Annotated in this window: 13 protein-coding genes and 3 pseudogenes; 6 read left to right on the top strand and 10 right to left on the bottom strand. The window is 69.8% G+C overall.

What is annotated here, in order from left to right; genetic code table 11:
- From ACZ3TS_RS01845 to ACZ3TS_RS01835, 3 genes are all read left to right on the top strand, one after another.
- Positions 1–546, top strand: a 546-nt coding sequence (locus tag ACZ3TS_RS01845; protein WP_467612592.1) for an IS66 family transposase, incomplete at its 5' end; no start/stop codon positions are given.
- On the top strand, positions 453–1,538 hold the full coding sequence (locus ACZ3TS_RS01840; RefSeq protein ID WP_467612589.1) for an ATP-binding SpoIIE family protein phosphatase: 1,086 nt from the start codon (positions 453–455) through the stop codon (positions 1,536–1,538). The genes ACZ3TS_RS01845 and ACZ3TS_RS01840, both read left to right, overlap by 94 nt.
- A 135-nt stretch (positions 1,539–1,673) precedes the next feature.
- The gene (locus ACZ3TS_RS01835; RefSeq protein ID WP_467612586.1) at positions 1,674–1,916 is read left to right on the top strand and encodes a hypothetical protein; all 243 of its coding nucleotides are present in this window, start codon (positions 1,674–1,676) and stop codon (positions 1,914–1,916) included.
- Here the strand turns inward: ACZ3TS_RS01835 and ACZ3TS_RS01830 are convergent.
- Both ACZ3TS_RS01830 and ACZ3TS_RS01825 read right to left on the bottom strand, forming a co-directional pair.
- Positions 1,880–2,020 (bottom strand): annotated as a pseudogene (locus ACZ3TS_RS01830) (molybdopterin-dependent oxidoreductase); the annotation flags it as partial. The gene ACZ3TS_RS01835 and the pseudogene ACZ3TS_RS01830 sit on opposite strands and share 37 nt — an antisense overlap.
- Before the next feature lie 82 nt (positions 2,021–2,102).
- The gene (locus tag ACZ3TS_RS01825; protein WP_467612583.1) at positions 2,103–2,690 is read right to left on the bottom strand and encodes a hypothetical protein; all 588 of its coding nucleotides are present in this window, start codon (positions 2,688–2,690) and stop codon (positions 2,103–2,105) included.
- A gap of 703 nt (positions 2,691–3,393) precedes the next feature.
- On the opposite strand from ACZ3TS_RS01825, the gene ACZ3TS_RS01820 reads away from it, so the two are divergent.
- Together ACZ3TS_RS01820 and ACZ3TS_RS01815 are read left to right on the top strand one after the other, a co-directional pair.
- Positions 3,394–4,581, top strand: coding sequence for an N-acetylmuramoyl-L-alanine amidase (locus tag ACZ3TS_RS01820; RefSeq protein ID WP_467612580.1), 1,188 nt, complete (start codon positions 3,394–3,396; stop codon positions 4,579–4,581).
- Entirely contained in the window at positions 4,536–5,297 is a 762-nt protein-coding gene (locus ACZ3TS_RS01815; protein WP_467612577.1) for a hypothetical protein, read from the top strand. The genes ACZ3TS_RS01820 and ACZ3TS_RS01815 overlap by 46 nt, the downstream gene beginning before the upstream one ends.
- Before the next feature lie 186 nt (positions 5,298–5,483).
- On the opposite strand, the gene ACZ3TS_RS01810 is transcribed toward ACZ3TS_RS01815, so the two are convergent.
- The 3 genes and pseudogenes from ACZ3TS_RS01810 to ACZ3TS_RS01800 form a co-directional block, all read right to left on the bottom strand.
- Entirely contained in the window at positions 5,484–6,128 is a 645-nt protein-coding gene (locus ACZ3TS_RS01810) for a DsbA family oxidoreductase (RefSeq protein WP_467612574.1), read from the bottom strand.
- A 143-nt stretch (positions 6,129–6,271) separates the two neighbouring features.
- Positions 6,272–6,832: pseudogene (locus ACZ3TS_RS01805) on the bottom strand (NAD(P)H-dependent oxidoreductase); the annotation flags it as partial.
- Between the two features lie 90 nt (positions 6,833–6,922).
- Complete coding sequence (locus tag ACZ3TS_RS01800) at positions 6,923–7,321, bottom strand: 6-pyruvoyl trahydropterin synthase family protein (protein WP_467612571.1); 399 nt, start codon at positions 7,319–7,321, stop codon at positions 6,923–6,925.
- A 154-nt stretch (positions 7,322–7,475) separates the two neighbouring features.
- On the opposite strand from ACZ3TS_RS01800, the gene ACZ3TS_RS01795 reads away from it, so the two are divergent.
- Positions 7,476–8,093, top strand: a complete 618-nt coding sequence (locus tag ACZ3TS_RS01795) for a TetR/AcrR family transcriptional regulator (RefSeq protein WP_467612568.1) — start codon at positions 7,476–7,478, stop codon at positions 8,091–8,093.
- A gap of 275 nt (positions 8,094–8,368) precedes the next feature.
- Here the strand turns inward: ACZ3TS_RS01795 and ACZ3TS_RS01790 are convergent, their stop codons facing one another.
- From ACZ3TS_RS01790 to ACZ3TS_RS01770, 5 genes and pseudogenes are all read right to left on the bottom strand, one after another.
- Positions 8,369–8,929 carry an NADPH-dependent FMN reductase gene (locus tag ACZ3TS_RS01790; protein ID WP_467612565.1) on the bottom strand — a complete coding sequence of 187 codons (561 nt, stop codon included), beginning with the start codon at positions 8,927–8,929 and terminating at the stop codon, positions 8,369–8,371.
- A 542-nt stretch (positions 8,930–9,471) separates the two neighbouring features.
- Positions 9,472–9,843 (bottom strand): SgcJ/EcaC family oxidoreductase, encoded by a 372-nt coding sequence (locus ACZ3TS_RS01785; RefSeq protein ID WP_467612562.1) that lies wholly within the window; start codon positions 9,841–9,843, stop codon positions 9,472–9,474.
- Between the two features lie 52 nt (positions 9,844–9,895).
- Complete coding sequence (locus ACZ3TS_RS01780) at positions 9,896–10,198, bottom strand: muconolactone Delta-isomerase family protein (RefSeq protein WP_467612559.1); 303 nt, start codon at positions 10,196–10,198, stop codon at positions 9,896–9,898.
- A 238-nt stretch (positions 10,199–10,436) separates the two neighbouring features.
- Positions 10,437–10,799 (bottom strand): annotated as a pseudogene (locus ACZ3TS_RS01775) (NADPH-dependent FMN reductase family protein); the annotation flags it as partial.
- 118 nt (positions 10,800–10,917) lie between these two features.
- Entirely contained in the window at positions 10,918–11,490 is a 573-nt protein-coding gene (locus tag ACZ3TS_RS01770; RefSeq protein ID WP_467612556.1) for a TetR/AcrR family transcriptional regulator, read from the bottom strand.
- Between the last annotated feature and the right edge of the window lie 117 nt (positions 11,491–11,607).

Below are 11,607 nucleotides of genomic sequence, written 5' to 3'. Positions count from 1 at the left end.
GAGATTCACGAGATCGCCCCCGAGGCCCTGCTGCTGCACCTCCAGGCGTTCCACCAGGGCGTCAAGACCGGCCTGTCCGAGCACCCCCGGGCCGAGGGACGCAAGCAGACCACCGCCCGCAATCTGCTGGAACGCCTGCGCGATCAGGCTCATGCCATCCTCCGGTACGCCGACGACCCGCTCCACGTGCCCTTCACCAACAACTGCGGGGAACGGGCCCTGCGGCCGGTGAAGACCCAGCTGAAGATCTCCGGCTGCCACCAGTCCGAACACGGGGCGGCGGCCTGGCTCACCGTGCGCTCCTACCTCGACTCTGCACGCAAACACGGCCTGAGCGCCTTCCACGCCATCCACCGCGCCTTCACTGGCAACCTCTGGATGCCACCCATCGCGCAGAGTCACCTGACCAGGACACCTCACACACCGTCACCGATCAGCCGCATTCCTGCTGAATGCTTACCTCGGATCTGCCGCGGCTGGCGACCGCGGCGCGGTACCGGCCCGCCGGCGTCACCACCAGGATGGGGGGTGACTGGTACGACGTGATCACGCTGCCCGAGGACCGGGCGGTGCTGGTCGTCGGCGACGTCGAGGGACACTCCGTGGAGAGCACCGCCGTCATGGGGCAGATACGCACCGCGGTGGCCTCCTACGCCGCCGAGGGCCACCGTCCCGCCGCGGTGATCGACCGGACCGGCAGACTCCTGGCCGCACTGGGCACCGACCTCACCGCGACCTGCTGCGTCGTCTCGCTGGACACGCTGGACGGCACTGCCGAGGTGGCCCTCTCCGGGCATCCCCCGCCCCTGGTACGGCGGCCGGACGGGAGCATCGGCGTCCTGACCGCTCCGGCCAACCTGCCTTTGGGCGTTCCCACGGCGGACGCGTGTCAGGCAAGCGAGCACCGTCTTGAGCGCGGTTCGGTCCTGATGCTGTACACGGACGGCCTCGTCGGCTGGGACGTGCCCGATCCGCAGGCGCGTCTGCACGCGCTGCTCGGCGCCGACAGCGGCGGTTCTGCACCCGATCTCGAACAGCTGGCCGACCTGGTCGTCGAGGACGGCTCCACGCCACAGCAGCGCCGCGACGACGCCGTCCTGCTGCTGGCGCTGTACGGCGGGGCGGTGGGGCAGGAGGAACCGCGGGTGGGGAGCCTGCACATCCAGCGCCGTGATCTGCTCGGGGTCCGGGCGGCCCGCACGTTCGTCCAGGACCAGCTGGGCTCCTGGGGGCTGCAGGAGATGTCGGAGCCCCTGGAGCTGGTCGTCTCCGAGATCGTCACCAATGCGCTCATCCACGCCGGCAGTGACGTGGATGTGCGGCTGCGGGCCTTCGACGACCACCTCCGGCTGGAGGTACGGGACTCCGACAGCAACCCGCCGATACCCTCGTCGCTGTCGCTCGGCGAGGAGGAGAACGCGGAAGCGGAACACGGCCGGGGTCTGCTGATCGTGGAGGCGCTGGCCGACACGTGGAACAGTTCCCCGAACGGACAGGGCAAGACGGTGTCCCTGACACTACCCATCCCCGGGCGGTGAGCGGCGGCGGTGCGCGGGTGGGCGCGGGGTCCTGAGCCGGGTGGCCGCCGGTGTACGGTCGGACCGGCGGAGCCGAGGGCGAGCGCGTGTCCGCACGGGGGATGCCGTAAGACCGAGAGGAGGAGGGCGGGCGGGATGACGAGGTTGCGGCGGCCGGACTCGTCCGTCCTGGCGTCGCGCCGGTCGCTGTGGCGGCAGCGGGTGGCCGAACTGCGGGCGCAGGGCCGGTACGGTCCCGAGCTGCGCGAGGTCCTCCTTTCCTTCGTCGGCCTCGGCCTGGTGCTGGTGGCCTTGTCCTGCTGGCCGGCCGCCTCAGCCGCGCGTTCGGGGCCCCAGGCCGGCCGGGCCGGTCCGCCGTGTTCGGGCGAGAGCGGGTAGCCGTCGTAGGTGTGCGCGATCCACGCCCTGCCGTCGAGGAGGTCCTCCAGCGGCAAGCTGCTGGTGGAGCCGCCGTAGCTGCGCACGACGACGTAGTCCGCCGCTGGTCGACGGCGGCATGAGCGCGGGGCACTGAGCACGCGCGCCGAATCAGGCCGCAGGTGTGCTGAGCGGTCCGTGGCCGGTTCAGCCGGCTGAACCGGCCCCAGGCATGAGCACCTCGCGGCGGAGCTTCAGTGCCGCAGCGACCTGAACGCCGTGCGCAGCTCCTCGGACAGCAGTCGCGGCTGCTCCCAGGCGGCGAAGTGACCTCCCTTGTCGACCTCGTTCCAGTGGATGAGGTTGCCGTAGGCCCGCTCGCCCCAGCTCCGCGGCGCGGGGTAGATCTCGGCCGGGAACACCGTGACCGCCACCGGGACGTCGGGGGTCGAACGCGTCGAACGGTCCGCCGCCGGCCTGGTAGCCCTCCCAGTACAGCCGGGAGGAGGATGCCCCGGTGTTGGTCAGCCAGTACAGCGAGATGGCGTCGAGCATCTCGTCGTAGGTGAGGACCTTCTCGGGCTCGCCGCCGGAGTCGGTCCACTCCGCGATCTTGTCGTAGTAGTACGCCGCCATCGCCAGGGGCGAGTCGGCGAGGGCGTAACCGATGGTCTGTGGGCTCTGGTTCATCATCGCCGCATAGCCGAAGCCGTCATGGTAGAAGTGCAGCAGCCTGTCGTAGGCGACCTTCTCTCGGGCCGACAGGCCGACCTGCCTGGCGCTGCTGGGTGTCACGGACGGCGGTCGCCTGCCGGCTCCTGACAGGCACTCGGGCGGCTGCGACGACCCGGCGCCCCGTACGTCGCAGACGGACAGTCGCGCGGTGGGTTCACGGCCTTCGCCGCGCGACCACGGGACGTATGGAGCCGGGGACGCACCCACTGGTGTCACGCGTCATTTCATGGGGCACACACCCTGCCCTGCGGACTGAACTCCCCGCCGAGGGAACGACGTGCATCCACCCCGTCCGCCCTCCGGACCGTACCCCGGGACGGACAACACCTCGGCCCCTGGCGGGACTTCGACGCTGCGCCGGGGAGCCCGTCCCTCAACGCGGCGTCCTCAACTGATTCCGACAGATACGTCGTATCCGAACCGCTCGAGGTTCCGGGTTTGCCGCCACTACCCGACGCCGACGAGGGGTGGGTCCGAGCGCCGGCTGGTGTTCCCGTAAGGTACGTGTGAAGCGGAGGGCCGACTGTGGACGTGGCACCCGCTACAGCTAGGTGTGCGACCGCAGTTCACATCGTGACCAGGCCGGAGGCTCGTCGGGCTCCGGCCGTCCACGGAATCGCGTTGACCGTCTGTCCGACTCATGTGCCTACCGACCCGTCATGTCCGCCGACGCGCTCGGCACATGTGGTTGCGGCTCACACCTGATGACCGCTCACTCCCACTTCGCGTAAGGATCGTCATTTTGCACAAGAGGAAAACACGGTTGCGTCTCCCCGTCATGATCGCGGCGGGCGCGTTGGCCGCAGGCGGCCTGACCGCAACGCAGTTCACCGCACTCGCCGCGACTGATTCCACCGTCACCTCCCGGCAGCAGGACTTCGCCTCCGCCGCCGCGGAGTACCACGTTCCGGTCAGTGTGCTGCTCGGCGTCGCCTACGAGGAGTCTGCGTGGGACGCCCACGGGGCGCAGCACAGCACCGACGGCGGCTTCGGTCCCATGCACCTCACCGACGTCACCCCGGCGATGATGGCCGGTGGAGCCGCGGGCGGTGCCGGCCGGAAGGACCTCGCCTCCCTGGCGGCGAAGCCGGCCCTGCACACTCTCCAGGCCGCCGCGAAGCTGACCGGGATGTCGCCGGACACCCTGCGCAAGGACCCCGCCGCCAACATCCGCGGCGGCGCGGCGCTCCTCGCCTCGTACGAGAAGAAGGTGGCCGGTGGCACGCCGGCGGACCCGGCCCTGTGGTTCGGTGCCGTGGCCCGCTACAGCCAGTCGACGGACCGGCAGGGGGCGGTGGCCTTCGCCGACCGCGTCTTCGGCACCATCCGCAAGGGCGCCTCCACCGCGACGCGCGACGGCCAGCGCGTCCGCCTCACTGCCGTCCCCTCGATCCGCCCCGCGAAGGCGCAGATCGACCGGCTGCACTTGACGGCGGCGGCCACCGCGGACACCGAGTGCCCGTCGGCTGTCGCGTGCACGTTCGTGCCCGGCTCCGCAGCGGGTGTGCAGGTGTCCAACCGGCCCGCGAACGGCATCCGGATCGACACCATCGTCATCCACGACCTGGAGACCACCTACGACGCCGGCGTGAAGGGCCTCTCCTCCCAGACCAACGGCGCCGCGACCCACTACGTGATGCGGTCGTCCGACGGCGCGGTGACGCAGATGGCGCCCACCAAGGACATCGCCTTCCACGCCGGCAACTACTCCATGAACCTGCACTCCATCGGCATCGAGCACGAGGGGTACGCCGCGCAGGGCGCCACGTGGTACACGGAGGCGCAGTACGAGGCCACGGCCGACCTCGTCACGTACCTGGCGGCACGGTTCAACATACCTTTGGACCGTCAGACGTCATCGGGCATGACAACGTTGACAGTCCGGACGACGCTCACGCCGCCGGGATGCACTGGGACCCGGGCAACGGCTGGGACTGGGACCATTTCATGACGCTCCTCGGCCACCCCTACAGCGGAACGCACCGCGTCCCGACCGTGGGCTCGGTAGTGACCATCGATCCGCCGTTCGCCGACAACGTGCAGACCGTGCGTGTCTGTCCTGGTGACGACCCGTCCGATCCCACGACCACCTGCACGGACAGGCAGCAGGCGTCGAACTTCGTCTACGTGCGCACCGCCCCGGACGCATCCGCTCCGCTGTTCGGTGACCAGGCGCTCCGCCCTAACGCCCCGGGCACGAACGAGATCAGCGACTGGGGCAGCACGGCCCAGTCCGGGCAGCAGTTCGTCGTCGCGGATGTGAGCGGCGACTGGACCGCGATCTGGTTCAGCGGTGCGAAGGTGTGGTTCTACAACCCCGACGGCCAGAACGCCAAGATCGCCTACGGGGTGAAGATGATCCGCCCGGCTGGTTCCGCCTCGGTGGCCGTCTACGGCCGCAGCTACCCGGACGCCTCGGAGTACCCGGCCGGCATCTCGCCCTCGACACAGGCCCCCCTCACCGTGTACACCGTCCCCGCGGGTCAGGCGTACGTCGCCACGCAGGCCCCGGCCGTCACGGACGACTACGACAAGAGCAGCGGAACGGTCGTCCTCGGCGGCAAGAAGATGTACACCATCCAGTACGGCCACCGCGTTGCGCTGGTCTACGAGAACGCCGTCACCGCGACCCCCGTGACGCAGCACTGGGAGGACGGCGGCAACTGATCACCTGATCACCGCCGCGCGAAAAGGACCTGGCCGGGCCGGGTGGCTCGGTCCCTCACCCGTCTCGGGTGCACGCGCGTGTGCGTCGTACCGTCCGACCGGCGGACGGAACCATCCGCCGGTTGGGCCGGCCGGGCCATGCCGGCGATGGTCCCTTCTCAGCTCGGGGCCCCGAGGGGCCACGTCTCACGCGGCGGCCCGGTCCGCCCAGGCCTGCTCCAGGGCCCGCGTGAACGTCTCGGGCGACTGGACGCCGCTGACTCCGTAACGGCGGTTCAGCACGAAGAAGGGCACACCGCCGGCCCCCATCTCGGCCGCCAGTCGCTCGTCGGCCCGCACGTCCGCGGCGAACGCGGTCGCATCGTCGAGCACCTCCCGGGCCGAGGCCTCGTCCAGACCCGCTTCCACTGCGAGGGCCACCAGCGTCTCCTTGTCGCAGATCGACCGCTCCTCCGCGAAGTTCGCCCGGAAAGCGAGATCCATCATCTCGGCCTGCCGGCCGTGCGACCTGGCGAAGTGGATGAGGCGGTGCACATCGAAGGTGTTACCGAAGACACGTCCGCCGATGCGGAAGTCCAGCCCTACCTCGCGCGCCATGGCCGCGGCCTGTTCCTCCCTGGCCACCTGCTGCTCCCGGGTCCGGCCGTACTGCGCCGCCACCGCGTCGATGATCGGCACGGTGCCGTTCTCGGCCTGGGGGTTGAGTTCGAACGAACGGTGCACCACTTCGACCTCGTCGCGGTGGTCGAACGCGGCCAGGCCCCGATCGAAGCGGGCTCTGCCGACGTAGCACCACGGGCAAGCGACGTCGGTCCAGATCTCGACACGCATGGGAACATCTCCTGTCACGGCTGGTCGGAGTGAGCAACCTTCCGGTTGCCTGCCGAGGGGTTCGGCCGTCCGTACGGACAATATAGGCGACCGGACGTCTATAGCCCCCGGGATGTGTGGGGTCCTTGCGGTGACGCGTGGTGTCACCGGCGCCGGCGCTGCCACCAGCGCCGCGGGCCCTCCTCGGTGCCGGCCTCGGCCTCAGCCGCGGCCTTGAGGGCGGCGGCGATCTTCACGACGCGCTCGGCCTGGATGCCGGCGGCGAGGCGGGTGACCTCGCCGACGGGCTTGGCGCCCTGGCCGTCGGCGTGCGAGGTGCCGTAGGGGTTGCCGTCGACGAACTTCTGCGGGTCGGTGAAGCCCGGCGTGACCGTGATGCCGCCGAAGTGGTGCACGGAGTTGTACAGGGCGAGCAGGGTGGACTCGTGGCCGGCGTGATCCGTGGCGGTGGAGACGAAGCCGCTGTAGACCTTGTCCGCGAGCTTGCCCTCGGCCCAGAGGCCGCCGAGCGTGTCGATGAACTGCTTGAGCTGCGAGGAGACGTTGCCGAAGCGGGTCGGCGTGCCGAAGATGACGGCGTCGGCCCACTCGACGTCCGCCGGGGTGGCCTCGGGGATGTCGGCGATGGCCGCGTGGTCGGCGGCCCAGGCCGGGTTGGAGTCGATGGCGGCCCGGGGAGCGAGCTCGGCGACCTTGAGGAGACGTCACGTATCTCGCCGTGACCCGGAGAACGGAGCCAGAACGCGCGGGCGGTGCGGTTCATCCGGCGGGCCCCCGCCGCGGGCGGTGCCCCCTCACAGCACACGCTCATGACTCGCCCACGCGATGTGCGACTCGTGGAGCGTGACGGTGATCCCGGCGATGCCGCGGGCGCCCTCCCCCAGCGCGCCGCTACGGACGCGCTCGGCGAGCCGGTCGGCGATGACCTTGGCCAGGAACTCGGTGGACGTGTTGATCCCCGCGAAGTCGGGCTCGTCGTCGAGGTTGCGGTAGTTGAGCTCGCCGACGACCGCGCCCAGTTCCGGGGCGGCCAGGCCGATGTCGACGACGATGTTGTCATCGTCCAGCTGGTCGCGCCGGAACGTGGCGTCCACCAGGAACGTCGCTCCGTGCAGTCGCTGGGCGGGGCCGAAGACCTCGCCGCGGAAGCTGTGGGCGACCATGAGGTGATCGCGGACGGTGATGCTGAACAACGGACGGCCCTGCCATACGGCACACATCCTCGCCGGCCGATGCCGGGGACACCTATCACACGTATGCGCGGCCTCGTTTGGTTCAGCGGCTCGCGTGACGTCTAGCGCAGCGGACCGCCCCCCCTTTATAGTAGATCGGTCGTATACTGGCCCTATGGGACGCACAAGTGACGCCAGGAAGAAGATCCTCGACGCTGCGCAGTCACTCATCGAGCTGCGCGGCTACTCGGCGCTGGGCGTGGCCGAGATCTGCAAGGCGGCCGAGGTACCCAAGGGCAGTTTCTACTACTTCTTCGAGTCCAAGGAAGCCCTCGCGCTCACCGTGATCGACGAGCACTGGGCCGCCGAGCGGCGCGATTGGACCCGCATCCTGAAGAGCGACACGGAGCCCCTCCAGCGACTGCGCCAGCTCTTCGAGGCCACCGAGGCCGAGCACCGGGCCGGCCGGGAGAACCGCGGATCGATCGCGGGCTGCATGCTCGGCAACCTCTCCCTGGAGATGTGCAACCAGAGCGAGGCCGTACGCGACCGGCTCAAGGAGATCTTCGAGGACCAGGTCGACATGATCGAAGCGGTTGTCACCGAGGCCCAGAGCCGTGGGGAGGTCGCCGTCAGCGACACCCGCGAATCAGCCCGGGCCGTGGTCGCGCAGTTGGAGGGCCAGGTGCTGTTCGCCAAGCTCTACAACACCACCTCACCGCTCGGCTCGCTCTGGGCCAACTGTCTGGCGCTGCTGAACGCCCGGCCGGCCTCCGTCACAGCCGCGTCCTGACGGCACACCGGGGCCCGAAGGTCCTGGATCCGGGGCGGCCCCTGGTCCCGATGGCCAGGGGCCGCCGTCGTACGGCCGGGGAACCTCGCGCCCGGCCGCCGGGAGGCGGCGCACCGCCGCTCAGGGTGTCGCGCGAAGGGGGGCCGCACGGCACATGGCCGGCCGGGGCCGCTCCCCTCCTCCGGGAAGCGGCCCCGGCCGGCAGCGGTCACCGTCGTCCTCCGCTCTTGGACAACAGGGACCGGGATGTCGCCGGCCGAAGCCGGCGAGGTCATTCAGCTGGCGCGCAGCGGAGCGAGGGCCTTGGCCCACGCCACGACCTGGTCCAGCGCGGTGACGAGCGTGTCACGCTGGATGTCGGCCGGCTTGAACACGGAGAAGTTCTCGAAGTCCGTGAACAGGGAGAGCGCCACCTGCGCGCGGACGTCGGCCAGCTGCAGCTCACCGGCGATGCCACGCAGATGCTCCACGGCGCGGGCGCCGCCGATCGAGCCGTAGCTGACGAAGCCGACGGACTTGTTGTTCCACTCGGCGTAGAGGAAGTCGATCGCGTTCTTCAGCGCGCCCGGCACGGAGCGGTTGTACTCCGGCGTGACGATGACGAAGCCGTCGAGGGAGGCGATCTTCTCGGCCCAGGCCTGGGTGTGCGGCTGGGTGTAGTTGCCCAGGGAGGCCGGGTACGCCTCGTCCAGGACGGGGAGCTTGTAGTCCAGCAGATCGACCAGCTCGAACTGGGCGTCGGTGCGCTCGGAGGCGACTTCGTGCACCCAGCGAGCGACGGCTTCACCGTTACGGCCCGGCCGAGTGCTGCCGATGATGATACCGATCTTGGTCATGAGGACGCCCTTTCATGGGTCGGCCGTGCCTGAGGTCAGTTCTGGCCCGGCCGCAAATACTTGTCAAAACAAGTAGAGCACGCGATAGTTGACGCGTCAATAAAGCAGGTGGTTTGACGCTGTGCCACGCCTCACACCTGTGACGGTGTCAGCCGGCGCGTTCCCGCAGACGGTGGGGATGGGCCGCGTACACGCCGAGCACGCGCAGCGAGGAACCCCTCCCAGCCGCGTTGCAGGTACGGTGCGGCGGCGAGCCCCGCGGCGCCCGTGGCCGGCATGCCCAACAGCGCGCGCCGACCCACCGGTGCCCCTTCACGGTCCTGATTCGGCCGTCCCGCCATGTCTGTGCTCCTTCGACGTGGCGACGGTCTTCACGGCGCGCTTCCCACGTGACGCAGGCCCTGCCGACCGGTGTGTTCGAAACACCTCAACACCGTCACCGGTTTAACCGATTAGGATGGTGACACGGTGGGACAGAGCCTGCCGACGACACCCAGTGGAGGCGGAGCGGGCCCCGCCCCGGTGACCGTGCGCGAAGCGCGTCAGCCGAGCCTGGTCACCTGGTAGTGGGAGATGTACCAGCGGTCGGCCACACGCTTGAGCACGACGCTGAGAGTGACGTGGATGTCCGGCCGGTCGGTGAAACTGAAGTCGACGTCGAGATACCCGAGCAGGACATCGTCCGCGAGACTCCGCGTCTCCAGCACCTGGTACTCGGCCGCCAGTCCGATCGGCTGGGAGTCGTAGTACGTGAAGACCCCCTGCCGGCCGACGCTGTAGGGATGGAGCCCCTGGAAGATGGCGTCCTCGGTGAAGAGCGCCGCGACCTTCTCCGGCTCGTGCGCGTCGACCGCGGTCTTCCACTGGTCCATGACGCCACGCAGGACGGCTTCTTGTGCTCCTGTGCCGTTCATCGGTTTTCTCCTCTCACGGAGGGGCGCGCCACAAATCCGCGCCCCATGTGGATCAGACGGTGAGGCCGGTGGGGCCCGGGTCGTTAGGGTGTGGCTGCAGGGCGGTGATCTCGGCGTTCATCCACGGCCACAGGGGCAGCGTGCCGAGCACCTTCTCACGCAGGCCGGCCTCGTCGTCCGCGCGCCACACCCCGACGCTGCGCAGCTCGCCGACCGGGCGCCACAGCCGGAACAGGTGTCCGGTGGCGGCCAGTTCCCTGGCCCGTACGGATTCGGCCGCGCGTCGCCGGTCGACCTCGGCGGGGTCGGTGCCCTCGGGCACGGTCGTGGTGAGCACGACCAGGAATTCCTTCATCGTCGTTCGTCCTCTCGGTTCTTCGGGGCTGCGGGGCTGCGGGACTCTGGGGGGCTTCCGGGGCGGGAGGACTGCCCCACGGCACCCGAGCGGCAATCGCTCGGCGAGAACATGCTCGGCCAGTCACCGCCGGACGGCGCGGCATGTACCCGGCGCCGTCCCGTCCCGTCGAGCCGTCCTGGATACCTGTCGGCGACCAGGCGGTGGCGCCGACAGGGGGGTATGTCGGGTGGCCTGGTCAGGCGGCGGCCTTGAGGGCGGCGGCGATCTTCACGACGCGCTCGGCCTGGATGCCGGCGGCGAGGCGGGTGACCTCGCCGACGGGCTTGGCGCCCTGGCCGTCGGCGTGCGAGGTGCCGTAGGGGTTGCCGTCGACGAACTTCTGCGGGTCGGTGAAGCCCGGCGTGACCGTGATGCCGCCGAAGTGGTGCACGGAGTTGTACAGGGCGAGCAGGGTGGACTCGTGGCCGGCGTGATCCGTGGCGGTGGAGACGAAGCCGCTGTAGACCTTGTCCGCGAGCTTGCCCTCGGCCCAGAGGCCGCCGAGCGTGTCGATGAACTGCTTGAGCTGCGAGGAGACGTTGCCGAAGCATGTCGACGTGCGCCCGTCCACGTCCGCGTCCGTCCGCCCTGGTCAGACAGGGCGCGCGGGGATGAGCCGAAGGAGCGGCACCCCGGAACGAGAAACCCGGGGGCGCGTGGGGATGCGCGGGGTCTAGCTAGCGCAGAATGACGCCGAAGACGATGCGGAAGAACGCCTCGACCGGCGCCGCGGACTTGTCGGCCCGAGCCGCGATGAGCGCGCCTTCCCAGGCGCTCAGGACGAACAGGGCGGTGTCCGTCACGTCGAGGGCGCTGTCGAGGGCACCGGCCTCCTTGGCCTCGGTGAGCACCCGCTGGATGTGTTCGGCCCAGCGGCCGAATCCCCGCTGGACGGCCGAGCGGATCTCCTCGTTGTGATCCGCCATCTCCGCGCCGAAGTTGCCGGCCAGGCAGCCGCGGACGAATCCGTTGTCGAGGGTGTCCCCGCCGAGATACTCGAAGTGCGCCCGCAGTCGCTCGAGCGGAGGCCGTCCCGGCGTGGTGAGCATGTCGAACCGCAAGCCGGCGGCGTACCGGTTCAGCGCCTCCAAGGCGCTCTCCTCCTTGCTGGAGAAGTGGTTGTAGAACGACCCCTTGGGGACGCCGGCGGCGGTGGTGATGTCGCTGATGCCCGTGGCGTTGAAGCCCCTCGCCTGGAACTGTCGCAGGGCGGCCTGCGCGATCTCCTCACGCTTGGACACACGTCCCATCCTCGATCACCTCGCGTCCAATATGAGCGGTCGCCTCAACGGGAGTCAAACCCCGGGCGGACCGGTCGCAGGCGCGCAGGAGCCGTGGCCGGCGCATCGGCTAGACTCGATTTAAGT

The organism is Streptomyces sp. NPDC022910 (assembly GCF_055561075.1).
This window is presented reverse-complemented; position numbering and strand designations above follow the sequence as displayed.